The sequence below is a fragment of the Pseudomonas sp. NFX183 genome (assembly GCF_047943075.1).
In the GTDB taxonomy this organism is placed as follows: domain Bacteria; phylum Pseudomonadota; class Gammaproteobacteria; order Pseudomonadales; family Pseudomonadaceae; genus Aquipseudomonas.
Window position 1 is genome coordinate 5,534,156 of record NZ_CP181333.1, and the last position, 25,664, is coordinate 5,559,819.

A 25,664-nucleotide genomic window follows, 5' to 3' on the forward strand; every position below is an offset into this window, starting at 1 on the left:
GTGCCTGCATCGCAGGCAAGCCAGCTCCCACAGAAAAGCAAAAGCAGTGCGGTGGTGGCGGCTGAACGCGGTCAACTTGTGGGAGCGGGCTTGCTCGCGAAGGCGGTGGGTCAGTCAACTCATGTTTAGCTGACCCACCGCCTTCGCGGGCAAGCCCGCTCCCACATTTGGATCTCTGTGCATCAGATAGAAGTGTGTTGCTTTGCTTTTGATTTTGATCTGACAGGCCCCGTCAACCACGCTGGCCGAACCTAGGCGAGGCACCGAGTGGTGGGGCAAAGACCTTTTGGTTACTTTTGGCTGGGCCGGCATTCCGGGCGTTTGCCAAAAGTGACCCGCTGTAAGAGCGGAACCACCAGTGGCCGTTACCGCAGCAACGGATATGCTCCCAATCTACCTACCCCCATTCGCCCAAGCAGCCCTGCGGTAGGTGCCCACCCAGCATTTCACAGCTACAATGCCCGCCTCAACCGTGACAAGCCTGACTAAAAAAACTATGTCCTTGCCCAAGCATCACCTGGAATTGCTCAGCCCGGCCCGCGATGTCGCCATCGCGCGCGAGGCTATCTTGCATGGCGCCGACGCCATCTACATCGGTGGACCAAGCTTCGGCGCACGCCATAACGCGTGTAACGAGGTGAGCGACATCGCTCAACTGGTCGAATTCGCCCGCCGTTACCACGCCCGCGTGTTCACCACCATCAACACCATCCTGCACGACAACGAACTGGAACCCGCGCGCAAGCTGATCCATCAGCTGTACGACGCCGGTGTCGATGCGTTGATCGTGCAAGACCTGGGCGTGATGGAGCTGGATATTCCGCCCATCGAGCTGCACGCCAGCACCCAGACCGATATCCGCACCCTGGGCCGCGCCAAGTTTCTCGACCAGGCCGGTTTCTCGCAGCTGGTGCTGGCCCGCGAGCTGAACCTGCAGGAAATCCGCGCGATCGCCGATGAAACCGATGCCGCCATCGAGTTCTTCATCCACGGCGCCCTGTGCGTGGCGTTCTCCGGGCAATGCAATATCTCCCACGCGCAGAATGGCCGCAGCGCCAACCGTGGCGATTGCTCCCAGGCCTGCCGCCTGCCGTACACCTTGAAAGATGACCAGGGCCGCGTGGTGGCCTTTGAAAAACACCTGCTGTCGATGAAAGACAACAACCAGAGCGCCAACATCCGCGCGCTGGTCGAAGCCGGTGTGCGTTCGTTCAAGATCGAAGGCCGCTACAAGGACATGGGTTATGTGAAAAACATCACCGCCTATTACCGCCAACGCCTCGACGACGTCCTCGAAGACCGCCCTGACCTGGCGCGCGCTTCCAGCGGCCGTACTGCGCATTTCTTCCTGCCCGACCCGGAAAAAACCTTCCACCGGGGCAGCACCGACTACTTCGTCACCGACCGCAAGATCGACATCGGCGCCTTCGACACGCCCACCTTCACCGGCCTGCCGGTGGGTGTGGTGGAAAAAGCCGGCAAGCGCGACTTGCAGGTAGTCACCCATGAGCCGTTGTCCAACGGCGACGGCCTCAATGTGCTGATCAAGCGCGAAGTCGTGGGTTTTCGCGCCAACATCGCCGAACCCAAAGGCGAGTTCGAAGAAGACGGCGAGAAACGCTACCGCTACCGCGTCGAACCCAATGAAATGCCGGCTGGCCTGCATCAGTTGCGCCCCAACCATCCGCTGAACCGCAACCTCGACCACAACTGGCAACAAGCCCTGCTCAAGACCTCGGCCGAACGCCGTATTGGCCTGCAGTGGGTCGCGCGCCTGCGTGAAAACCAGTTGGACGTGACCGCGACCAGCGAAGAAGGCATCAGCGCCAGCGTCACCCTGCCCGGCCCGTTCGGCGTGGCCAACAAGCCGGAACAGGCGCTCGACACCCTGCGCGACCTGCTTGGCCAACTCGGCACCACCGAGTACCACGCCACGCACATCGAACTGGATGCGCCGCAGGCATTCTTCATCCCCAACTCGCAGCTCAAGGCCTTGCGCCGTGAAGTGATCGAGGCGCTGACCGCCGCCCGCGTTGCCGCTCACCCACGGGGTGGACGCAAGGCTGAGACGTCGCCGCCGCCGGTGTACCCGGAAGCGCATTTGTCGTTCCTGGCCAACGTCTACAACCAGAAAGCCCGGGACTTCTACCACCGTCACGGCGTTAAGCTGATCGACGCCGCCTTCGAAGCCCACGAAGAAACCGGCGAAGTGCCGGTGATGATCACCAAGCACTGCCTGCGGTTCTCGTTCAACCTGTGCCCTAAACAGGCCAAGGGCGTGACGGGTGTGAAGACCAAAGTGGCGCCGATGCAGCTGATCCACGGTGATGAAGTACTGACCCTGAAGTTCGACTGCAAACCGTGCGAGATGCACGTGGTGGGCAAGATCAAGGGCCACATCCTTGGCTTGCCACAGCCGGGCAGCGGCGTGGGCCATTTCAACCCGGAAAACATCATCTTTCAGGGCACGCACTGACTCTTGGGGAGCGGGGCCACCACCAGCCCCGCTGCAACCCCGCTGCCGCCAGCAGAATCGCAACAACCCCCAGCCATTGCAGCCAACCCAGGCGATGCCCAAAGGCGATCCAATCGACAAAGATCGCCGCAATCGGGTAGATGAACGACAGTGCGCCGGTAATCGCAGTCGGCAGTTTCTGGATCGCCCCGTAAAGCAACACATACATCAAACCGGTGTGCACCATGCCCAGCGTGACCAGCGCAGCCCAGGCCTGGGTCGCGGCAGGCAAGCTGTGCCAAGGCACTAACGGCGCCAGCAACAGTGCGCCGGTAATCACCTGGATCAACGCCATCAAGTGGGGTGGAACGTCCTTCAAGCGCTTGATGATCAAGGCGGCAATCGCATACAAAAACGCTGCGCCCAACGCCAGAGCAATACCGGTCAGATAATCCCCGCCAGCGCTTTGCTGTTCGCCATGGGCGGTGACAATCGCCAGCATGCCGAGGAACGCCACGCTCAACCATGCGAGCTTCTGCACGGTGATCTTCTCACCCAGAAACAGCGCCCCCAGCATCACCAACATGAACGGCTGCACGTTGTACACCGCGGTGCTGATGGCAATCGACGCACGTGAATAGGATTCGAACAACAGCAACCAGTTGCCGACGATGGCCACACCGCTGAGCATCGCCAGGCCGAGCTTGGCCCAGGTCAGCAGGTCTCGGCGCAAATAGCCCAACCACGCACACACCAGCAACAGCGTCAGCGCGCCAATCAGGCAGCGCCAGAACACCACTTCGATCACCGACACGCCAGACACCAGCACAAACCAGCCGATGGTGCCCGAAATCAGCATGGCGGCGACCATTTCCCACGACCCGCGACGAATAGATGTGTCCACGATGGCGCTCCTCAAGTGAGGCTCAATTATGGCAATCTGCTGATCAGCGCCTCCAGCGAATAAAGTAGGCAAAAACCCTCAATTACCTTTTTAAATTAGGCAGGCAGCATGATTGACTCTATCGACCAGCAACTGATCGCCGCCTTGATGGACGACTCGCGCCTGTCGCTCAAGGCGTTGGCGGGTATTACCGGGCTGTCTTCGCCCAGCGTGGGCGAACGCCTGCGCCGTCTGGAAGAGCGCGGCGTACTGACCCACTACACCGTCGACATCGACCCCAAACACTTCGGCTATTTGCTGCAAGCCATCGTGCGTATCCGCCCATTGCCCGGCAAATTGCAGGAGGTGGAGCGCCAGATCCAGGCGATTCCCGAGTTCACCGAGTGCGACAAAGTCACCGGTGAGGACTGCTTTATCGCGCGCCTGCACGTGCGCACCATGGACCAGCTCGACACCCTGCTCGACCGGCTTAACGCCTATGCCGAAACCAACACCGCCATCGTCAAGAAAACCCCGGTCAAACGGCGTTTGCCGCCACTGGCCGATTCGTGATTTCGCGTCACTAACGCAGTGACGTAATCGCTATTCTGTCATCGCCGGCCGAACTTTATGCTGGGCTCCACACATTGGAACCCACAGGAGTAAAGCGCATGTACGTAATCACTGGCATCACAGGCAAAGTCGGCGGCGCCCTGGCGCATAACCTCCTCAAGGCAGGTCTGCCGGTTCGCGCCGTCATTCGCGACGCCGGCAAAGCGGCCTATTGGGCCGACCAGGGCTGCGAAATCGCGTTTGCCGCGATGGAAGATGCACAGCCGCTGACCGAAGCGTTCAAGGGCGCGACCGCTGTGTTCATCCTGCCGCCACCGGGCTTCGATCCGCAGCCTGGGTTTCCTGAAGCGCGTGCCGTGATAGCGGCTGTCAGCCAGGCCCTCAAGGCCGCCGCGCCACAAAAAGTCTTGTGCCTGTCGACCATCGGCGCGCAGGCCAAGGAGCTCAACCTGCTGACCCAGCGCACGCTGATGGAGCAGGCGTTGAGCGCCCTGGACATCCCCGTAACCTTCCTGCGCCCAGGCTGGTTCATGGAAAACGCCGCCTATGACGTCAGCAGTGCGCGTGACACCGGCGTGATCCACAGCTTCCTGCAACCGCTCGACAAACGCGTGCCGATGGTTGCCACGGCCGACATCGGCACACTCGCCGCGCAACTGTTGCAGCAAGACTGGGCCGGCCACCGCGTAGTCGAACTGGAAAGCCAGTGGGTCAGCCCGAACGACATCGCCCAGACCCTGGCGCAAGTGCTCGGCCGTGACGTGCGCGCCGAGGTGGTTGAGCGCGATACCTGGGAACCGTTGCTGCGCGCCCAAGGTGCACACAACCCACTGCCGCGCATGCGCATGGTCGATGGCTTCAACGAAGGCTGGATCTGTTTCGAGCACGATCAGGTGCTCAAGGGCACAACTTCCCTGCTCACGGTGTTGCGCGAGCTGGCAGATAAAACCGCGGAGGCGAATGCCTGATGAACCTGCCTGAATTGGGTTTCGGTACCTTCCGTATGCCCGGCGATGACTGCCGGGCAGTGGTCGAAAGTGCCCTGGCGCTGGGTTACCGGCATATCGACACCGCCGCTATGTACAACAACGAAGCCGCTGTGGGCCAGGCGATTAAACACTCGGGCATCCCCCGCGACGAGGTGTTCCTGACCACCAAGGTGTGGCATGACCAGTTGGCGCCGGCCGCGCTGCAAAAAGCCTTTGAGCTGAGCCTCGGCAAGCTGGCGGTGGACTACGTCGATCTGTTCATGGTGCATTGGCCGGCTGCCGACATGGACCTGCCCGGCGTGATGAACGCTTTGTTGGCCCTGCGCGACAGTGGCCGCGTGAAGCACATCGGTGTGTGCAACTTCAACATGCCGATGCTGCGCGAGGCGATCGATGTGCTGGGCACGCCGATTGCCGCGGTACAGGTGGAATACCACCCGTTCCTCGACCAGAGCCGCCTGCTCAATTACCTGCGCGGCAAACGCATCCCGATGGTTGCATATGCACCGTTGGCACAGGGTCGCGCGGCCACTGACCCGGTATTGACACAGATCGGCGCCAAGCACGGCGCCAGCGCAGCGCAAGTCGCCCTGGCCTGGTTACGCCAACAAGGCGTGGCGGCGATTCCCAAAGCCCAGCGTCCGCAAAGCCAGCAAGCCAACCTCGATTCGCTGCACGTCACACTCGATGAGCAGGATATGCAAGCCATCGCGCGCCTGCCCAAAGACCAACGCTTTGTGCAGCCGCCGTTTGCACCGCAGTGGGATGCGCTGTAAGCCGATGGACTGTTGTCGTCAGTGGGCTTCCTGTGGCGAGCGGTCTGGTTGTGGCGAGCGGGCTTGCCCCACGCTGGGGCGCGAAGCGGCCCCGAAACCTGCCGACTCAATTCACCTGGAAAAACGCGGTGACGGGTTTGGGGCTGCTGCGCAGCCCAACGCGGGGCAAGCCCGCTCGCCACAGTAAGCCCGCTCGCCATAACGGCCCCGCTATGCACAACAAGCCCGTGCCCACTGGAAATATGGAGACACCGAACTCAACACGGTCAATCCACCGGCGCTGCTAGCGTCACAGCTTCTTATCCATGCACGGAGCAACGGATTGTCTCGTCAGCCCAACTCTCACCGGTTACGCCGCGGTCTCTACTCAGAATCAGGGCGTGCTTATTTGGTTACCGTCGTGGTGCATCAGCGCCAACCCTTGTTCATCAGTTTTGAGCTGGGACGATTATTGGTAGCAGAATTCAAACGAACCCACGACGCGGGCCAGGTCAACTCACTGGCGTGGGTGATCATGCCGGATCACTTTCATTGGTTGTTCGACCTGCATAACTCGACCCTGCCCGATGTGATGCGCCAGACCAAGTCGCGCAGTACGCTGAGTATCAATCGAGCCTGAGGCAGCCGGGAAAGATTCTGGCAGCGCGGCTATCACGACCATGCTGTTCGGGCCGAGGAAGACGTAAGGAAAATAGCCCGCTACGTGATCGCCAATCCTCTACGAGCCGGGCTGGTCGAGCATATTGGCGATTATCCGTTGTGGGACGCGGCGTGGTTGTGACGCTGCAGATTCGCTTGGCAAGCGGGTTTCCTGTGGTGGACGGGATTCCTGTGGCGAGCGGGCTTGTTGTGGCGAGCGGGCTTGCCCCGCGTTGGGGCGCGAAGCGGCCCCGAAACCTGACGACTCAATCCATCTGGAAAAACGCGGTGACGGGTTTGGGGCTGCTTCGCAGCCCAACGCGGGGCAAGCCCGCTCGCCACAGTAAGCCCGCTCGCCACAACAAGCCCGTTTGCCACAACAGCCCCGCTATCCACAACAAGCCTGATCAGTCGTGCAGCGCCTTCGCCGCCACCAGCAACCCTTGGAACTTGCGATAACGCGCTTCCAACACCGGCTGTTGCGTCGCATCAGGCCAATACCGCGCCTTGACCGGCAGGCCCGCTTGCAACAACGACGCGCCCTGCCCGATCGCCACAAACCCCAGCTTCGCCGCCCCAATACACGCGCTCAATTCGCTGCCCTGCAAGGTAAAGATCTCGCGCTGCAGGATGTTCGCCAACAACTGCGCCCAGTACTCGCTGCGCGCGCCGCCGCCCACCAGAGCGCAGGCGCCGACGCTGGCGCCGGCCGATTGCACGGCGCGCAAGGCATCGAGCAAGCCAAACCCCACGCCTTCCATCACGGCGTAACCGAGCATCGCCGGGGTGCAATCGTGGCCCAGGTTCATGAAGCCGCCGCGCAGCAATGGGTCGTTATGCGGCGTGCGTTCACCGGCCAGATAGGGCAAAAACAGGGGTGTGTCCAATGGTACCGGCTGGCCCATCGGCAACTGCGCCTGCACCTGGTCCAGCAGCGTTTGTTCGTCTGGCATACCGGTCAGGCGCGTCACCCAGCGCAAGCAACTGGCCCCGGCCAGCATGGCGCCCATGGTGTACCAGCGATCAGGCAGCGCGTGGCAGAAGCTGTGCACGGCGCTGGCCGGGTTGCCGGCGGCGTGATCGGTGATAGCGACGATGGCCGCGCTGGTGCCCAGGGTGATGAAACCGTCGCCGGCATTGATTGCGCCGATGCCGACGGCCGCCACCGGGTTATCGCCGCCGCCACCGGCAATCACCACGCCGGGCGACAAACCCAGCCCGCTTGCGGTCACGTAACCCGCCGGCGCACCGCCTTCCACCAACCTGGGCATCTGCGCAGGCGCAAGCCCCGTGGCACCCAGCATCGGCGCGAACCATTCGCGCTGCGCCACGTCCAGCCACAGTGTGCCGGCCGCATCGGACATCTCGCTGATGCGCTCGCCACTCAGGCGTAAACGCAGGTAATCCTTGGGCGAGAGCACGCAGTCAATGGCCTTGAACACCTCGGGTTCATGCCGTTGCAGCCACAGCAGTTTCGGCGCGGTCAGCCCGGCCATGGGCAGGCTGCCAGTGACTTCGGCGAAGCCGGGCCCGAGTTGCTCAGCGTCGGCGACAGCACGCGAGTCGTCCCACAGGATCGCCGGGTACAACACGCGGTCGTCATCCCCGAGCAACACGGCGCCGTGCATCTGCCCCGACAACCCGATGCACACCACGCGACTGAAAGCCGCGTGCGCACGCAATTGCTCAAGCGCCTGCAAACAGGCCTGCCACCAGTCTTGCGGAGCCTGTTCGGACCAGCCGCTGTGACGTCGCGAAACACTCAAGCGCACACCGGCGTGGGCCAGCACGGCGCCGTCGACGTCCATCAAAATCGCCTTGAGTTCGGAGGTGCCCAGATCAATACCGAGGGAAACAGGACTGCTCATACGTGGGTCATTCCAATCAAATACAGCCACATGAATTACGGTATTGCAGGCTCGGCGCCAGGCGTACGCTTTGTACCGGCGCGGCCGGCGCGGCCATGCGTTGCAGCAGCATCTGCACCGCGCGTACGCCCAGTTCCTTGACCGGCTGGGCAATCAAGGTCAGGCGCGGCACGAAAAAATCCGCCCAGTCAAAATCATCAAAACCCACCAGCGCGATCTGCCCTGGTACCTCAATCTGCGCGTCACGCAGGGCATGCATGGCGCCCAGTGTCATCAGGTTATTGCCCGCCATGATCGCCGTAGGCGGCGCGCTCAGGGCCAGCAACTGCGCAGTCGCGGCGCGCGCCGGCTGACTGTTCGAGCCACCGTTGACCAGCAACTGCGGATCAAACGCCACGCCTGCCGCCTGCAAGGCAGCCCGGTAACCCGCCACGCGCTCATCGGTAGTGCCCAGCCCCGCGCGCCCGGCAATAAAGCCGATCCGGCGGTGCCCGTGTTCAATCAAGTGCGCGACCAGGGCCTGGGTGGACTGGGTATTTTCCACCCCGATCTGGTCAAACTGCGTACTCTTCATGCGGTCCACCAGCACCGTGGGCATTTCATTTGCCTGCAAATACTTAAGGGCCCTGGAATCGGTGGACGGGGCCAGCAAAATTCCGTCAACCCGCCGATGATGCAACGCGGTGACCACCCGCAGCTCCTGCTCCGGGTCGTCGTGGGGGTCGACAAACAGCATCATGTAGCCGTGCTTGGCACACTCGGTTTCAATCGCGTGCACGGTTTCACTGAAGTAATGGTTGGACAGCGCCGAGATCGCCACGCCAATCGTGCTGGTGCTGGAACGGGCCAGTGAGCGCGCCAGGGTATTGGGGATGTAGCCCAGGTCCTGAATTGCGCGCTGCACCGCTTGCACCGTGGCCTCGCTGACTTTGCGGGTGCCGTTCAACACGTGGGACACGGTCGACGTCGACACCCCCGCCCTGCTTGCCACGTCATCCATGGTGACCACGACGCGCTCCCCTTTGCTCAATGACTCAATGTTTACTCGACCAACCGCTGTACGTAGCCACGTTGTCGCGGGTGATCAGTTTTGGCGTGAGCAGGGTAACCGCTTCGGCCGGGGCCTTGTCATTGAGAATGTCGTTGCCCACGTTCACCGCTGTTTGCGCCATGGCCCAAGGGTCCTGGCTGGCCGAAGCCTGGATTTGCGTGTCGGTCTTCAGCGCATTTTCGATGTCTGGCGCGCCGTCCACCGAAGTGATGAGGATGCCGCTGCGTTTAAGCTGCTTGGCCGCCAGGTCGCTGCCGATGGCTTGCGGGTCGTTGATCGCGAACAGGCCGTCGATTTTCGGGAAGCGCGTGAGGTAACCCTGCATCACGTTCAGGCCACCTTCGCGCGAGCCTTTGCCGTCCTGGTCATCGGACAGCACCTTGATGTCCGGCGCACCGGCCAATGCAGCCTTGCAGCCTTTGACGCGGTCGGTCACGGCGGTGACTTGCGGGCCATTCTGGATGATCACATTGCCCTTGCCCGCAAGCTTGTCCACCAGGAACTGGCACGCCAGTTTGCCGGCTTCGACGTTGTCGGTTTGCACCGTGGCGTTTACGCCCTTGGCGTCCACATCCACCGCCACCACGACAATGCCGGCATCCCGGGCTTTCTTGATGGCCGAGGCCATGGCCGATGGGTCGACGGCGTTGAGCAGGATCAGGTCGACCTTGGACGAAATGAAGTTGTCGATCTGCGAGAACTGCTTGCTCAGGTCATAGTCGGCCGACACTGACGTCACTTTGACATTGGGGTTCAGCTCTTTGGCCCGCGCCGTGGCGCCATCGGCCAGGGTCACAAAATACGGGTTGCCGAGCGAGCCCATGCTGATGCCGAGGGCCTTGAGTTCGCGGGCTTCTACGGTGTGGGAGATCAGGGCAGCCAAGGCCATAACAGGAAAGAGGCGTTTGAAGTTCATGCGGGACTCTCTTGTGATTGTTGTTGGAGTGAAATCAGGTCCGTGCGCCGGACTGGCGATAGCGATCCAGCGCCACCGCGCCGATGATCACAATGCCCTTGATGATGTACTGCCAGATATCCGACACACCCAGCAGCACCAGGCCGTTGGTGAGCACCGCGATAATCAGCGCACCGATCAGCGTGCCGCCGATGGTGCCGACGCCGCCGGTAAAACTGGTGCCGCCGAGAATCACCGCAGCAATCGCGTCCAGCTCATAGGATTGCCCCAGTTGCAGGCCATTGGCGGCGAACAGGCGCGAGGCGCTCATCACCGCGCCCAGCCCGGCCAGTGCACCGGACATCGCGTAGACGAACAGCAGCACTTTCCACACCTTGATCCCCGACAAGCGCGCCGCTTCCGGGTTACCGCCGACGGAGTAGATCTGCACGCCCATGACGGTGCGGCGCAGGATGAACCACGACAGCGCCACCACAGCGACGGCAATGATCACCAGCCACGGCACGCCCAGCACCGAGTCATTGCCGATAAACGCAAACGGCAGGTCGGGGTTGAACACGGTTTTGTCATCTGCCAGCAACCGAGCCAGGCCGCGCATGGCGGTCAGTGCGCCGAGGGTGACGATAAACGGCGGCAGGCGCATGAAGGCGATCAGCCCGCCATTGACCAGCCCCAGCAACAGACCGAAACCGATGCCGGCAGCAATCCCGAACATGCCGAACTGTGGCGACATTGAGGCCTGCAACGCGACCACGGCGGACGCCGCGAGAATCGCACCGACGGACAAGTCGATGCCCGCCGTCAGAATCACAAAGGTCATGCCCGTCGCCAGCACCACATTCACCGAAGCCTGCTGGGTGATGATCGACAGGTTCTGCACGGTGAGGAAGTTTTCACTGGCCAGGGCAAACCCGACCAACAGCAGTATCAGCACCGGCAGCATGCCGACCGTGCGCATCAGCTCGCGAACGCGTTCCGCTTTACCGACGGGCGCAAGGGCAAGTGTGTGGTTGTTTGAATCAGCCATGGGCAGCCACCTGATCGCCACCGGTGGCGAGGTCAATAATACGTTCCTGGGAAATGACGTGGCCGGATGCCCCGCCGACTTCGGCCACCAACTGGCCTTCGCGCATGATCAACACGCGGTCGCACGTGCCGATGATTTCCGGCAACTCACTGGAGATCACCACAATGCCAACACCGGCCAGCGCCAGTTGATTGATGATGCGGTAGATCTCGGACTTGGAGCCGATGTCCACGCCCCGTGTCGGCTCGTCGAGGATCAGCACATGCGGCTTGACCTCCAGCAGCCGCGCCAGCAGCACTTTCTGCTGATTGCCGCCGCTCAAGGCGCCGACATTGACCTTGCCCGATGCCACCCGGATCGACAGCGACTTGATCGCGTCATTTGAACGCTGGGCAGCATGGCCGCGATCCAGCACGCCACCGGCATGCGCGTCCGGCACACAGGCGCAGACGTTGATGTTGTCGGCCACGCTCATGTCGAGGAACAGGCCCTGGGCCTTGCGGTCCTCGGTGAGGTACACCACGCCGGCGCGGATCGCGTCAGCCGGGTTACGCAGTTGGGTGACGGTCTTGCCCACCACTTCAAGTGTGCCGCTGGTGCGCGGGTCGGCCGCAAAGATCAGCCGCGCCAGCTCCGTGCGCCCTGCCCCGACCAGCCCGGCAATGCCCAATACCTCGCCGGCATGCAGGTCGAAACTGCACTGGCGCACGCGCTTGCCATCGGCCATGTCACGCACGCGCATCACCACGTTGCCGGGGTTATAGGCGGCGTGTTCCTTCTTGTAGAACCCGGAAAGATCGCGGCCGACCATCATTTTCACCAACACTTCGGCCGACAGCGCCTCGCGCGTCAGCTCGCCGATGTACTGGCCGTCGCGCAGCACCGAGACGCGGTCCGACAACTCATAGATCTCGGCCATGCGGTGGCTGATGTAGATAATCGCCAGGCCCTGGCTGCGCAGCTGTTTGATCAAGGCAAACAGGCGGTCGGTCTCACGCGATGACAGCGGCGTGGTCGGCTCGTCCATCACCAGGATCCGGGCGTGGGCATGCAGCGCACGGGCGATTTCCACCAGCTGGCGCTCGGCAATCGACAGGCTGCTCACCGGCGTGGTGGGTTTGAACTCGGCGCCCAGGCGTTGCAGCACCTCGACGCAGCCGGCTTGCATGCCCTTGCGGTCGATGGTCCAGCCGCGCCGCAGTTCGCGGCCCAAGTAGATATTCTCGGCCACGCTCAGGTTGGGGCACAGGCTCAGTTCCTGGTAAATCACGGCGATGCCGAGGGTCTTGGCGGTGGCGGGGTCGAAGGTGGCAACGGGCTGGCCGTCGATGCGGATTTCACCGCCGGGATCGGCCTGGTAGGCGCCGGAGAGGATTTTCATCAGGGTGGATTTGCCGGCCCCGTTCTCCCCCATCAACGCGTGGATTTCACCGGGGTAGACCTTCAGGCCGACATTCTTGAGCACGCGCAAACCGCTGAAGGTTTTGCTGATGCCCTGCATCTCAAGCAAGGGTTCAAGGCTCATGGATGAGCTCCTGGAATTATTATTTTTGTAGTCGAGTGCTGCCGACTCTAGTCCAGTTACATTTCCTTACGCAAGCGCTTGCGTACGCCGTTTATCGATTGATTAAACGTTTCACCAAGCACACAAGCGCGAAACCCGCACATCGGCGGGTGCATGAAATGAAATTTATACGCCAGCGGAATAAAACCCTGCGCCCGTGCGTTCTGCCAGCAGTCATTGGAAGAAATCAGGATGCGTCATGACCTCCAACGCAGGCGTTGTCGTTTACATCTGGTATTCCCAATGGCGGCTGAACGCGGTCAACTTGTGGGAGCGGGCTTGCCCGCGAAGGCGGTGTGCCAGTGATACATGAGCTGACTGGCCCACCGCATTCGCAGGCAAGCCAGCTCCCACAGAAAAGCAAAGCGCTGCGGTACTGGTGGCTGAACGCGGTCAACTTGTGGGAGCGGGCTTGCTCGCGAAGGCGGTGTGCCAGTGACACATGAGCTGGCTGACCCACCGCATTCGCAGGCAAGCCAGCTCCCACAAAAAAGCAAAGCACTGCGGTACTGGCGGGCTGCACTCGGTCAACTTGTGGGAGCTGGCTTGCCCGCGAAGGCGGTGGGCCAGTGATACATGAGTTGGCTGACCCACCGCCTTCGCAGGCAAGCCAGCTCCCACATTTGGATCTCTGTGCATCAGGTAGATGGGCTTCGTTTGTACTCGGTTAAAGGTGGGAGCTGGCTTGCCTGCGATGGCATCTACTGTGTGTCACTGATAGACCGAGGTGCCTGCATCGCAGGCAAGCCAGCTCCCACAGAAAGGCAAAGCACTGCGGTACTGGCTGGCTGCACTCGGTCAACTTGTGGGAGCGCGCTTGCTCGCGAAGGCGGTGTGCCAGTGACACATGAGCTCACTGACCCACCGCTTTCGCGGGCAAGCCCGCTCCCACATTTGGAGCTTTGTGCATCAGATAGACGTGTGTTGCTGTGCTCCGGCATACCGGGCGTTTGCCAAAGGTGACCCGCTGTAAGAGCGCAACCGCCAGCTGCCCTGAGCGCAGCAACGGATATGCCCCCGCCCACCAATCCCTCCAAAACCCGCCAAGTCAAAGCTGCCAAGCATCAAAACGCCATAATCTCTGCTATCGTCCAAAGACCTCATCTCCTCCTCGTCGCCCTCGTGCGATCTCAGTGAGCATGCTCTGCGCCATCGGCTATCAACGTTGGCGGGCCTGAAGTTCATGGAACGCCACCGCGATGGATAAAAACCCAACCGAACGACCCCTCGAACCGCAATCGCGGGCCGAAAAAATCGTCGAATTCAAACGCCAGAAAACTCTGCTCAAGACCGGCGCCCTGCAAGACGCGATCTTCAACAGCGCGTATTTTTCAAGCATCGCCACCGACGAAAAAGGCGTGATCCAGATCTTCAACGTCGGCGCCGAACGCATGCTCGGCTACGCCGCCGACGACGTGCTGAACCGCATTACTCCCGCCGACATTTCCGACCCTGCCGAACTCATCACCCGCGCCGCCGCCCTCAGCCTGGAGCTCGACACACCGATCACGCCGGGCTTCGAAGCCCTGGTGTTCAAAGCCTCGCGCGGCATCGAAGACATTTACGAGCTGACCTACATCCGCAAGGACGGCAGTCGCCTGTCGGCCATGGTCTCGGTGACGGCCCTGCGCAACCGCCACGACACCATCATCGGCTACCTGCTGATCGGCACCGACAACACCGCGCGCAAGCAGGAAGAAGCCGAGCGCAAAGGCTTCGAACGCGCCCTGGAAGAAAAGAACCTGGAACTGGAACACGCCAACCACATGAAGTCCGAGTTTCTCGCCACCATGTCCCACGAATTGCGCACGCCGCTGAACGCGGTGATCGGCTTTTCCGAGGCGCTCAAGGATGGCCTGGTCGGCGACATGAGTGAGGTGCAGCGTGAATACATCGGCGATATTTTCACCAGCGGCCAGCACCTGCTGTCACTGATCAACGACATTCTCGACCTGTCCAAGGTCGAGGCCGGGATGATGGACCTGGAGCTTGAGGCCGTGGAGCTCGCCGGCTTGCTGGCCAACAGCCTGTTGATCGTGCGCGAAAAAGCCGCCCTGCAACGCATCCAGTTGAAGCTGGAAAGCGACGGCGATTTCGGCACCCTGGAACTGGACCTGCGCAAAACCAAGCAGATCATCTACAACCTGCTGGCCAATGCGGTGAAGTTCAGCGAACACGGCGCCTCCGTGACCCTGGCGGTGCGCGAGGTCAGTCGCGCCCAGGTCGGGCAAATCCCAGGCGACTGGCCGACCCATGGCTTCGCCCTGCAACCCAGCCCCCACGCGCAGTTCCTCGAACTGAGCGTCAGCGACACCGGCATCGGCATTGCCAAGGACGACATGAGCAAGCTCTTCAAGGCGTTCAGCCAGATCGACAGCAGCCTGGCGCGTAAATTTGAAGGCACGGGTTTGGGGCTGGCGATGGTCAAGCAATTGACCGACCTGCATGGCGGCAGCGTCGCCGTCGCCAGCCGCGTGGGCCTGGGCACCCGCTTTGTGGTGTGGCTGCCACTGCACCGCGCCCCGGAGGCAGCATGGCCGAAATCCTGATCGTCGAAGACAACGAGGCGAACATGCGCCTGGCTCGGTTGCTGCTGGTCAATGCCGGTCACAGCGTGTTGTGGGCGGCGGATGCAGAAACCGGGCTGACGCTGGCGCGGGAAAAACAGCCGGCGCTGATCCTGATGGATATCCAGTTGCCGGGCATGGATGGCCTCGCCGCCACCCGACTGCTCAAGCAAGACCCCGGCACCGCGCACATTCCGGTGATCGCCCTGACCGCCATGGCCATGAAGGAAGACCGCGAAAAAACCCGACTGGCCGGCTGCGACGCCTACATCATCAAGCCGCTGCGCTACAAAGAGCTTTACCAGACCATCGACACCTTGCTGCAACAACACATCAGCCCACTCCTATGAGTCCTCTCCATGGCCAGCCAACCCGCAACGCTATTGATCGTTGATGATGAACCCCATGTTCGCAAGCTGCTGGAAACCCTGCTGCAACACGAGGGCTACCAGACCTTGAGTGCCGGCAGCGGTGAGGAAGCCTTGCAGTTGGTGGCGCAGCAACCGCCCGACCTGATCCTGCTGGACATCATGATGCCGGGCATGGATGGCTACGAGGTGGCCAGCCACTTGAAGGGCGACGAAGCCACGGCGAGTATCCCGATCATCATGTTGTCGGCCCTCAGCGAGCCCAGCGCGCGCGTCACCGGGCTGCAAACCGGCGCCGAGGAGTTCATCAGCAAACCGGTGGAGCGTGTCGAGTTGTGGCTGCGGGTGCGCAACCTGCTGCGGCTCAAGGCGCGCGGTGATCATTTGAAAGTCCACAACCTGATGCTCGAACAGCAACTGCAGCAGCAAACGGGAGAGCCGGCGGGCATGAGCGTGCACGACCTGGCACGCCAGGATCTGGAAAACGCCCTGCGCCTGGCGGTCGAAACCAATGCATTCAGCGTGCATTACCAACCCAAGGTCGAGCTGGCCGGCGGCCAGATATGCGCACTCGAAGCCTTGCTGCGCTGGGAGCGGCCAGGCTATGGCGCGGTTTCACCGGCGGTATTTGTGCCGATACTCGAGAGCCTGGGCCTGATCGTGCCGGTCGGGCGCTGGGTGATTGACACGGTTTGCCAGCAAATCGCCGTGTGGCAACGCGGTCTGATTGGCGCCATAGAGGTTTCAGTCAACGTTTCCGGTCATCAGTTGATCGAGGGCGACCTGATCGCCGATATCGAACGCACCTTGAGGCAACATGGGGTTGCGCCGCACTGGCTGGAGGTCGAACTGACCGAAGGCTCATTGATGGAAAACACCCAGCACACCATTGCCAGCCTGCAACGGCTGCGCACGATGGGCGTGAAAATTTCCATCGATGACTTCGGCACCGGCTATTCAAGCCTGGCGTATCTGCGCCGGTTTCCCATCGACACGTTGAAGATCGACATCGCGTTTATTCGCGAAGTCACCACCAACCCGCAAGACGCGGCCATCACCCGCACGATCATTGAACTGGCCCATAGCCTGAGCCTGCAAGTGGTTGCCGAAGGTGTCGAAACCCAGGATCAGCTGGCGTTTTTGAAGGCCGCCGGCTGTGATCAGATTCAAGGGTACTTGTTCAGCCGGCCATTGCCCGCAGCCACGCTGGAACGCCTGCTACTGGAGCGAATGCCGCGGATCTGAAATCTCGTCGCGCAAACACTCGATCAGCCCGCGGTGTGTCGAACTCAATCGCCCCGCGCCGCTGACCAGCGAGTTCGAGATCAAACAGGGCGGCGACCTTCATATCGACTATTCAACTGTGTGGCAGAGGCTGATTTGATTTCCAACTGACGGCCACGTTTCCTATGCTGCGAGGGTCACTCACTTTCCGTACAGATGCCGCATGCCCCTTGAGAACACCCCTCGCCCACTCTGGTTGACCTTTGATTGCTACGGCACGCTGATCCAGTGAGACGAAGGCCTGCGCGCCGCGATCGATAAAATCCTCGACGAAAAAGGTGATCATCAGGTCGACCGGGATACCTTGCTCAGCGCCTACGATCATCACGAACACACGCATATCTGCGCCAGCCCGCACCTGGACCACGTGCCTGAGCTGTTCAAGTCCGTGGGTTGGTGAGGCCTATCGAAATCACCTGACGCGCTGCGATACAACTGTGGGAGCGGGCTTGACCGCGAATGCGCAGTGTCATTCACTGAAGAGGTCGGCTGATACGCCCTCTTCGCGGGCAAGCCCGCTCCCACATGGAGGGGCGTGTACAGGCAGCATTTCAGGGGTCCGGCACCAGGTCGGCGTCGGCGGCTAGCTGCACCGGGCTCTTTTGCCACTGCGCCAGGTTGCTCGCCTGGCGCTCTATGGCCAGTGAGTGGTCGAAAGCGCAGTTGAAGTTCAGCCCGGTCGCGTCTTGAAAGCGCGCCAGCAGTCGGCCCTGACGAAATTGGCCGATGCCGAACGGATTCGCCTGGGGCACAACAGTAACAGTGCCGCGCAGCCGCCCTTGAGCCTGTAGGGGATATCAGCCTTTGAAGTAGCCGAACGAACACCCCTGACAACTGAGCACGAAGGTTGAAATGAGGGGTAAAGATTATCGCCGCCAGGCGCCGGAATCGCTGCACGCAATACTGCCACAAGGGGATGCCACGCCACTGTGCCGTGGCGTATTCCCCTGCCCAGGTGACAGACTTTATGACGCGTATTTCCACCCCCCACGCTGCGCACATGCAGCCAACGCAGGTTCCTGACAGCAACGTTGCGCCGTCCAGGCTCACCGCTGAGCCCGGCGCGCCCATTCAGCCAGCCATTGAAGGCACCCGGGCCCACGGTGATCGTGAGCTGGCGGCTCAGTACGGCGCCGCACTGCGCGGCATAACCGGCGTAGCCGCCCGCGATGCTGACCAGAAAATCTGGCCCATTCCCCCGCATTCGACCTTCGGCCAGTGGTGGGCGCAGCTGGCCAACGCCTTGCGATCACCGGATGTGGCCGAGTGGGTCCATGACCAGGGCATAGACAGCCACTCGATCAGCCTGAACCCGACGTCCGGGCAGATTTGCTTCACGCTCAAGCGCCGCCTGGATCCCGCGCAGACGCTGCACACGCTGGGGCTCGACGACAGAGACTGGGGCGCCATCAGCGGCCCGATTCTGCAGGCGGCACGTATCATTGCAGCCGGCCAGGCGGATGCGACCTTCACCCTGCCGGGCGCTACAAACGAGCACATCGCGCCCTTGGCACTGGTAGGCAATTTTTATCAAGAACCGCCCCACCTTTCGGGCACGGCCCTAAAGCAGCGTGCCGACGCACTCAGCCGCGAGCGCCGCTTCGCCGGGCTCGACTCTGTGGCCTTTCCCGGCTTGATCGAATCGCGCAGCGAAAGTGCCCTGCAAAACCTGAAATCCGTAGTCGACGATACGCATGCACAGCACCAGGCCGCAGCGTCGTTGCGGTACTTGTCAGCGCAGTTGAAAGACGGCACGCGATCAAATGCCGACATCGCCGATGAGTTACAGGCAAATACCCTTCAACTGGGAACCAACAGCACCTACCGCAGCGATCACACGCAGGCGTGGGCCGAGGTCAGCCTCAAGCAGTTCCTGGAAGATAACGGCTGGGATCTGCCGACCTGCCGCGAAGACATCGACAACCTTGCCCACGCAATCACCACGCCACCGCCCCTTGCTCCGACGCACGGGAACCTTGGCGGTGCGCTGAGCTGGCCGCACCCCCTGGATCAGCGCAACCAGCGACTGTTGAGTACCGGCCTGTACGCAGGCGGCTTGGGCGACATTGATGTGCGTCCGTTTAACAATGTCCTGGAGTACCTGCTCGACAACAGGCCTCTCACGCCCTCAACGCTGAGCCAGCCGCGACGCTTACTCGACGAGTTGCTCAACACGCCCAGAGGCAAGGCACTGGGCGAAGCCATCCAGGCCAGCTTCGAGGCACGGTCGATCAAGGGCAGTGCCACCGATTGGCTGCTGGCGGCATTGAACGTGGAGCGTGTCAGCGTGACCGATCCGTTTGGCACTGCGCGGCCAGACACGCCACTGAGCATTGAAGGTTACACGCTGTTCTGCGCCGAAAACGCCGGCAAGTCCGCGTCTACCATCATCAGGGAGTTGGAAGAACACCTGGTGACCACCGGCCGAGCGTCCTCCCCGGCCACCGCCGCAGTGCTGACTCACCTTTTGCTTGCCAGCCGGGCGCCGGCGCTTTTGGTCAAGGACATCCCCGATCAGGTGGCCGTGGGCACCCACAGCTGGGTCAGCTTTGCCACGGCGGTCGCGCGCATCGAGGCAAAAGCGCCAGGGGCAACAGCGGCGATGAGCTATGCGCGCGTCATGCTGGAGGCCAGCATTGCACCTGTGACCGATGACGAGCGCCGCATTGAATATGCCGCCCAGCATGAAGCGATCAAGGACTGGGCCGTTGGCAATGGCATGCATTACCCGACCACCGATGCAGCCATGGCCGAAGTGCGTCAGCGATTCAGTGCCCAGGTCAGTGAGTTGAGAGAGGCCGCCGAGACGCAAATCGGCGAGATGCCGACCACAAAAGCCCTGGCGCTGGCGCAACTGAAACTCGCCTTGCCGGCAATGGCCCCGAACCTGTTTGAAGAAAAATGCATCACCTCGCAGCCCGCCAGCCGGCACTTTCCGGGGCCTTACTCGCTGCTGGATCTGTTTATCGACGGCAGAGCCCTGCTCGGCGCTCCCGACTCGTCCGACGATTGGGGCCGGGCCGGTCGCGCTGTGCTCAGCGCGGTGACGTTGGGCAGCGTCTCTTTGCCCACCGATGGCGCGCCGGGGGCTTGGGTAGCGTCATCGAATGCGATCAACATCAACGCTGCTTTGGCAACGCTTAAAGACCTGCCGCGTCCGCAGGATGCGTTTGATCAAGCGTTTGCGTCCTACGCCAACCGCGTAAGAAAGACCACCGCTGCGCAGCTCAAGCACTTGATAGCCAGGCTGCCGCTGCAAGACCGGCAAAACCTGGAATTCGGCAAAATAAGCGTGCGCAAGGAAATTGAATACAGCCGAGACGATCGCCGCGTTGCAGAAGGAGTGCTACTGGTCGAGACCCAGCGCAATGGCACGACCATGACCTATGAAGTCGACCGCCTCAAGGGCACGGTGACCCGGCGGCCGGGCCAGACCTACAAAGAGTACCCACCGGCCGGCGGTTGGTATCCGTCCCCCGGCAAACGCTACGATGCCGTAAAGCCTGCGGGTGAATACTCATCGGCGCTGCTGGATGAGCGCCAAGGTGCGCAGACCGTGCCTGATAGCTTCGCCAGTGACCGAACCCGGTACATCGCCGATGCGCTGATCGAAGACATCAACCTGCCTGCGGTGCACCGCAGCGCCAAAGGCGTGACGACCTTCGACACTGAAGTGCCGACCTATAAGGTGGTTGAGGAAGTAGCGCTGAATCTGATCCCGTTCAGGTCAGCCATCAAGCATTTCATCGACGGCAACGTGAAGGACGGTGCCGTCGATCTGGCCTTCGATATCTTTGGTTTCGCGGTGGGCCTGGGGGCTGCGGCCAAGGGCGCGAAAGGCGCACTGGCCGGCGCTTCGGCCATTTCCAAACTCGGCCAGACGTTCAAGATCGTCGGGCGTGCGGCGGTCGGCTCGCTCAACCCCCTGAGCGGGGTGGATGACCTGGCTCGCGGCGTCGCCAATGGCGTACGCAGCTGGACCGGCACCGCCTATAAAGGCCTCAAGCACATGCGCGGGTCTTACCGCAGTGTCAACCTGCTCGAGTTGGCGAAAAAGCCCGATCTCGCACAAGGCACCTTCAGGGCCTCTCACCGTGCGCAGAGCACCCCAGCGCTGGCCACATTCGATGAGGCAACCCAAAACTGGTACGCCTTTGATCCGCGCACGAAGCAGGCGTACGGCAAAGCGCTGGACAACTTTGTCGTCGACAGCCCCACATCAAACGACGCCAGCAGCCTGCACGCCCTCGGCGCCGATGACCTGGTGAAGATCGCCGAACGGCAACAGGGCCTGGCGGCAAACGGCACGTTCAAGGTCGGGCAACAGACCGTCGAAGGTCATGCCGTGCTGTTCCAGGGTCACTGGCATCAATACGACGCGGTGAAAAAATACCCCTTTGGCCCCCCGCTGAAAGACTTCACGCCCAAGCGCCTGGCGGCCCGTGGCGAGACCCGCACACTGGACGCCAACCTGCGCGGTTATGAAGCCAGACACATAGCCCCCGACGCGCTATCGACCAAGGGCTTGCAGGGCAATGTGTACGTAGGCCGCAGTAAAAAAGAATATGTAAAGGTCGACGGAACACTTTATGAGTCACGGTTGAAGGACGGCCAGCGAGTCATCCGGCACCCCAATGGCACGCGGCCAGAGATCGCTATCAGGGACCTCGGCGCGTCCGGCTGGGAACCTACCTCCAGGTCCGCCCGGCTGCTGGGTGGCACCCATGACACACCCACGCCCTGGAAGTTTGGCGACAGCACTTACGTGGTCCCAATGGATGACATCCAAGTCGTCGAACATGCAGCCACGCCGTTCAGGCTCAATCACAAAGGCGCCGAACACAGCGTTATCTTCGACAGCTCGGCCGGTGCGTGGAAAGAGACCACGCTCGCCACGGGTATCGATGACACGCCCGCGAGGTATTTCTGGCGAAGTGCCAAGGGCAAGTGGCAACGGGGAACGCTTGATGAGTTCAGCAAAGCTAAAAAAGCCGACGCGCATCAGTACACCTTTATTGATGTCTCACCGCCGTCGGTGCTGAAGGTACCAAACGAGGTGAAACCGCTGCCCAAGGCGCTGCACTATTTTTGGGCCGGCCAGGAAATACCGTCGCACCTGGCCGACAACATCGCCAGGAACGCCACTCAATCGCCCGGCTACACCTCCACCCTTCACGTCGATGCCGACAGCCCGGCGGTGTTTCAACGCATAAAAACCACGCTGCAGAGCAAGGCTCCCGGCGTGAAGGTGGTGAACCTGCATGAGGACGAAGTCTTCAAGCGGCTCAGGCGCGGCGAAATGTACGACTACTTTCGGCAGGGGCAAGGCAAAAACCTGGCGGCCGCCTCGGACGTTGCGCGTTATCCCATCATGAACAAGCACGGCGGCGTGTATCTGGACACCGATGACGTCATTCAAAAAAACATCGGCACCGACGCATTGCTCGCCGGCCCTGACGATGTTCTGCTCGGCGCGCCGGTCGTGCATAGCCTGACCGACTACACGCCGTTCTATAACACCAGTAACTTCGCGACACGCCCTGGCAACCCGGTCATCGAAGCGATGATCACGCAGATGAACCAACGCTTTAAGGCCAACAAGGCGTACTTCGCGGCCAACCGCCCCACTGCCACGAAAACCGCCGATGGCCGGGTGCACTACACGCCCGAATTCACCGCGTATGAACGCAAGATATTCGAGACCGCTGGCCCGAATCTATTCAATGACATCCTCAAGTCGAACCGGCCCGACCTGTACGACCTGGGTTTGGATGGATTAGCCAAAGAGTCCAAGCTGGTCGACGGCAGCCTCGTCTCGTCCGGGCCTATCGTCGACATTGAAAACGACGTGCTTCGCGTCTACGCCAGCAAAGGGCTTGCGCCACCGGATCACCTGCGTGAGCAGATACAAAAAATCAAACACCACCACTACCCGCTGCGCTACCGGTTCCACATCAGCATCGGCGCCGATCACTCGTGGATCAACACCTGACCCAACAACTTTGAACCAGTACCGGGTCGTGGTCCTCCAACGGCTACAAACCACGGCCACGGTGCACGTTCGATGACTTTTATTCTTTGGTTGGCCGTACTCGGCGCGGTATTGCTGACCCTCGCCCTCACCTCCTCCTACCTGCGCTGGATGCCGGTGACAACCTCGGCAGTCTGCCTGTTGCTGGGCATCGCCATCGGCCCGCTGGGCATGGACCTGCTGCAGATGGACATCAAGGCCTCCGCACGCTGGATGGAGCACTTAACCGAAGTGGCGGTGCTGTTTTCGCTGTTCGTCAGCGGCTTGAAGCTGCGCCTGCCCTTGCGGCATCGCACCTGGCGCATTGCGTTTGGCATGGCCGGCCCGGTGATGTTGCTGACTATCTTGGGCAGCGGCCTCGCGCTGCATTACCTGTTCGACCTTTCCTGGGGCGTTTCGCTGTTGGTCGGCGCTATTCTTGCGCCGACCGACCCGGTACTGGCCGGCCTGGTTCAGGTCAACAATGCGCAGGACTATGACGCGCTGCGTTTTGGTCTGTCGGGCGAGGCCGGCCTGAACGATGGCACCGCGTTTCCGTTTGTGATCTTTGCACTGTTATTCATGCAGCACGGCGGCTTTGACGGTGACTGGCTGGGCGGTTGGGCGCTGAAAAACCTGCTGTGGGCCGTACCGGCCGGGTTGCTGATCGGCTACTGGATGGGCCGCGGCATTGGCCGCGTGACCTTGTGGATGCGCATCACCAACGAAGACAGCACCTTGTCACCCAACGATTACCTGACGCTGGCGTTGATTGCCCTGGCCTACGTGGCAGCCGAGGCCGTGGGCGGCTACGGCTTTTTGTCGGTGTTCGCCGCCGGGCTCGGCTTGCGCCAGGCAGAGTTCAGGTCCACGGGCAATTCGCAGACGCCCTCCGAGCACTTGGCATTGCCGGTGGTGGGCCATCTGGAAGTCGAACCTGCGCGCGCGCTCCAAGGTGATGTCAGTGAACTGCAAGACACGCAGATCGCCGCCGGTGTGATGATGGGCGACATGTTGTCATTCGGCAGCCTGGTGGAGCGCTCGATGGAGGTTTTCCTGGTGACGCTGCTGGGGATCATTCTGGTCAGTCATTGGGACTGGCGCGCGCTGCCGGTGGCGGCGCTGTTGTTTTGCGTGATCCGGCCGGCGAGTGTGCTGGCGGTGCCTTGGGGCAGCCTGATCGACTATCGGCAGCGCGGTTTGATGGGCTGGTTCGGTATCCGCGGGATCGGCAGCATCTACTACCTGTTTTATGCGCTCAACCACGGCTTGATCGGCACCAGCAGTGCGGTGGCGGTGAACCTTACGGTGTCGGTGATCGCCTTGAGCATCGTCGTTCATGGCCTGAGTACCCAGCCGATGCTGGTCTGGTATGAACGACGTGCCAAGGTGAAAGCTCAAAAAATTGCAGCTCAGTCCTGATTTTCGGTATGACCGACATCGGCCGCGTCATCCAGGTCGTTCAGCGGCACTTCTGCATCATCCATCAATGAACCCGGGTCTTCGTTGCCCGGGTCATTGAGTTCTTCGTCGTCTGGATCTGACATGACCGTCTCCTCTAACCGCCTTGGGTATCGATATCGGCATCCGTCTCAGGCTTGGCTTCGGGCTCAGGCTTGAAGTCGGGGCTGTAGTCGTTTTCCTTGGCTTTTGGGTCGCTGGCAGGTTTTGGGTCTTTCGGCGCGTCGGCGGCAGTGCCGGGGGCCGGCTCTCCACCATCGATGGCCGGGTCGTTGCGGTTGCTGACTTGCGGATCATTGCTTGTGTTCATGGGGTCACCTCTTCGCAGTTTCGGAAAACACATCCTGCGTAAAGGTAAGGTCCCGCGCAGGACGATGAAGTTCCGACGATTTAACCAGCGTGCTCAAGACACAGGGTTGTCGATCTGGATGTAGAACGCGTAGACGCCCAGCAATAGCCAGAACACCATGAACAGCCACGGCGCGCGCATGGAGAACAGCAGCGACTTGCGATAGCCCTTGTGCGACGACTCGGTTTCGCAAAACAGCGGCGAATCGTCATAGGCCAAGCCCATTACCGGCTCGCTGCGCAGCAATTCACTTTGTTTGTAGTGCCAGTGGTCGATGATTTCGTACGCGGCGCGGATCCCCGGCCAGGCATTCAGGGAACTGAGCACCCCCAGGGAGGCCAGGAACACCGGCACGATCAAGGTGAAAAACTTGCCCCATTCCGGGTTCAGGTTGCCCATGCCGGAGACAAAGGCGATAACCAGGAACGATTGCGCCGTCAGGTAGGCGTCGGTGCGGTTGGCCAGGATGGAGGTTTCGTACTGGATTTCGCGGCGATAGAAGTCAAGGCGGTCCTTGGGCGAACCAAAAATCTTGGCGTTGTGTTCACTGTGATCGTCCAGCGCTGCTTCGGGAGTGTTCGGGGAGATGATTCTGGGCACGACGGTGCTCCACAAGGTTGCGAGTCTCGTTAGAAGAATCGGGGAGCAGTGAAGTTCAAGTTTGTTCATGCACCATTATGGAACACGCCCTGCACCCTTGTAGTGAGCGGGCTTGCCCCGTGTTGGAGTGTGAGGCGCTGCTGCGTTTTTCTGGGGCCGCTACGCAGCCCGACGCGGGGCAAGCCCGCTCGCCACAATGCGCTCCGCTGTCACCATCAGCCGGCTCGTCGCAGGATTAAATCGACACAAGGCCCAGTTCCGGCACACGCATTGCTTTATCCATT

The 25,664-nt window shown here is 61.4% G+C and carries 18 protein-coding genes and 3 pseudogenes; 11 read left to right on the forward strand and 10 right to left on the reverse strand.

Annotation, left to right across the window (positions count from 1 at the left end; translation table 11 throughout):
- Positions 1-496: 496 nt before the first annotated feature.
- Entirely contained in the window at positions 497-2,476 is a 1,980-nt protein-coding gene (locus ACM530_RS25955) for a peptidase U32 family protein (protein ID WP_262209481.1), read from the forward strand.
- Here the strand turns inward: ACM530_RS25955 and ACM530_RS25960 are convergent.
- Positions 2,454-3,359 (reverse strand): DMT family transporter, encoded by a 906-nt coding sequence (locus tag ACM530_RS25960; RefSeq protein WP_416363511.1) that lies wholly within the window; start codon positions 3,357-3,359, stop codon positions 2,454-2,456. The two genes, ACM530_RS25955 and ACM530_RS25960, sit on opposite strands and share 23 nt — an antisense overlap.
- Positions 3,360-3,467: 108 nt before the next feature.
- On the opposite strand from ACM530_RS25960, the gene ACM530_RS25965 reads away from it, so the two are divergent.
- The 4 genes and pseudogenes from ACM530_RS25965 to ACM530_RS25980 all read left to right on the forward strand — a co-directional run bounded on the left by ACM530_RS25965 (position 3,468) and on the right by ACM530_RS25980 (position 6,457).
- Positions 3,468-3,911: an Lrp/AsnC family transcriptional regulator gene (locus ACM530_RS25965; protein WP_145160627.1), complete on the forward strand. Its 444-nt coding sequence runs from the start codon at positions 3,468-3,470 to the stop codon at positions 3,909-3,911.
- A gap of 98 nt (positions 3,912-4,009) precedes the next feature.
- Entirely contained in the window at positions 4,010-4,879 is an 870-nt protein-coding gene (locus tag ACM530_RS25970; protein WP_416363512.1) for an NmrA family NAD(P)-binding protein, read from the forward strand.
- Positions 4,879-5,676, forward strand: coding sequence for an aldo/keto reductase (locus ACM530_RS25975; protein ID WP_416363513.1), 798 nt, complete (start codon positions 4,879-4,881; stop codon positions 5,674-5,676). The genes ACM530_RS25970 and ACM530_RS25975 overlap by 1 nt, the downstream gene beginning before the upstream one ends.
- A 322-nt stretch (positions 5,677-5,998) precedes the next feature.
- A pseudogene (locus ACM530_RS25980) lies at positions 5,999-6,457 on the forward strand (REP-associated tyrosine transposase).
- A gap of 265 nt (positions 6,458-6,722) precedes the next feature.
- Here the strand turns inward: ACM530_RS25980 and xylB are convergent.
- Genes xylB through ACM530_RS26005 form a run of 5 tightly spaced genes read right to left on the reverse strand, consistent with a single transcriptional unit; the run spans position 6,723 to position 12,702 of the window.
- The gene (gene xylB / locus ACM530_RS25985; protein ID WP_416363514.1) at positions 6,723-8,183 is read right to left on the reverse strand and encodes a xylulokinase; all 1,461 of its coding nucleotides are present in this window, start codon (positions 8,181-8,183) and stop codon (positions 6,723-6,725) included.
- A 16-nt stretch (positions 8,184-8,199) separates the two neighbouring features.
- Positions 8,200-9,192, reverse strand: a complete 993-nt coding sequence (locus tag ACM530_RS25990; RefSeq protein ID WP_416363515.1) for a LacI family DNA-binding transcriptional regulator — start codon at positions 9,190-9,192, stop codon at positions 8,200-8,202.
- A gap of 25 nt (positions 9,193-9,217) precedes the next feature.
- Positions 9,218-10,150 (reverse strand): ABC transporter substrate-binding protein, encoded by a 933-nt coding sequence (locus tag ACM530_RS25995; RefSeq protein ID WP_145160615.1) that lies wholly within the window; start codon positions 10,148-10,150, stop codon positions 9,218-9,220.
- A 34-nt stretch (positions 10,151-10,184) separates the two neighbouring features.
- Positions 10,185-11,177, reverse strand: a complete 993-nt coding sequence (locus tag ACM530_RS26000; protein WP_416363516.1) for an ABC transporter permease subunit — start codon at positions 11,175-11,177, stop codon at positions 10,185-10,187.
- Entirely contained in the window at positions 11,170-12,702 is a 1,533-nt protein-coding gene (locus tag ACM530_RS26005; RefSeq protein ID WP_416363517.1) for a sugar ABC transporter ATP-binding protein, read from the reverse strand. The genes ACM530_RS26000 and ACM530_RS26005 overlap by 8 nt, the downstream gene beginning before the upstream one ends.
- 1,238 nt (positions 12,703-13,940) lie before the next feature.
- Between ACM530_RS26005 and ACM530_RS26010 the strand changes: the two genes are divergently transcribed.
- The 4 genes and pseudogenes from ACM530_RS26010 to ACM530_RS26025 all read left to right on the forward strand — a co-directional run.
- Positions 13,941-15,290, forward strand: coding sequence for a sensor histidine kinase (locus ACM530_RS26010; RefSeq protein WP_416363518.1), 1,350 nt, complete (start codon positions 13,941-13,943; stop codon positions 15,288-15,290).
- Positions 15,275-15,658 (forward strand): response regulator, encoded by a 384-nt coding sequence (locus ACM530_RS26015; RefSeq protein ID WP_145160607.1) that lies wholly within the window; start codon positions 15,275-15,277, stop codon positions 15,656-15,658. The genes ACM530_RS26010 and ACM530_RS26015 overlap by 16 nt, the downstream gene beginning before the upstream one ends.
- Before the next feature lie 9 nt (positions 15,659-15,667).
- A complete protein-coding gene (locus tag ACM530_RS26020; protein WP_416363519.1) occupies positions 15,668-16,921 on the forward strand; it encodes an EAL domain-containing protein in 1,254 nt (417 codons plus the stop codon).
- Positions 16,922-17,123: 202 nt separating this feature from the next.
- Positions 17,124-17,318, forward strand: a pseudogene (locus ACM530_RS26025) (haloacid dehalogenase type II); the annotation flags it as partial.
- A 199-nt stretch (positions 17,319-17,517) separates the two neighbouring features.
- Here the strand turns inward: ACM530_RS26025 and ACM530_RS26030 are convergent.
- Positions 17,518-17,748 (reverse strand): annotated as a pseudogene (locus tag ACM530_RS26030) (succinylglutamate desuccinylase); the annotation flags it as partial.
- A gap of 179 nt (positions 17,749-17,927) precedes the next feature.
- Here ACM530_RS26030 and ACM530_RS26035 point away from each other — a divergent pair.
- Together ACM530_RS26035 and ACM530_RS26040 are read left to right on the forward strand one after the other, a co-directional pair.
- Positions 17,928-22,952 (forward strand): glycosyltransferase, encoded by a 5,025-nt coding sequence (locus ACM530_RS26035; protein ID WP_416363520.1) that lies wholly within the window; start codon positions 17,928-17,930, stop codon positions 22,950-22,952.
- A 72-nt stretch (positions 22,953-23,024) separates the two neighbouring features.
- On the forward strand, positions 23,025-24,392 hold the full coding sequence (locus tag ACM530_RS26040) for a cation:proton antiporter (RefSeq protein WP_145160601.1): 1,368 nt from the start codon (positions 23,025-23,027) through the stop codon (positions 24,390-24,392).
- Here ACM530_RS26040 and ACM530_RS26045 read toward each other — a convergent pair.
- From ACM530_RS26045 to ACM530_RS26055, 3 genes are all read right to left on the reverse strand, one after another.
- On the reverse strand, positions 24,383-24,517 hold the full coding sequence (locus tag ACM530_RS26045) for a hypothetical protein (protein WP_256676416.1): 135 nt from the start codon (positions 24,515-24,517) through the stop codon (positions 24,383-24,385). The genes ACM530_RS26040 and ACM530_RS26045 overlap by 10 nt on opposite strands.
- A gap of 11 nt (positions 24,518-24,528) precedes the next feature.
- Positions 24,529-24,741, reverse strand: a complete 213-nt coding sequence (locus ACM530_RS26050; protein ID WP_145160599.1) for a hypothetical protein — start codon at positions 24,739-24,741, stop codon at positions 24,529-24,531.
- A gap of 93 nt (positions 24,742-24,834) precedes the next feature.
- Entirely contained in the window at positions 24,835-25,380 is a 546-nt protein-coding gene (locus tag ACM530_RS26055; protein WP_145160597.1) for a hypothetical protein, read from the reverse strand.
- Between the last annotated feature and the right edge of the window lie 284 nt (positions 25,381-25,664).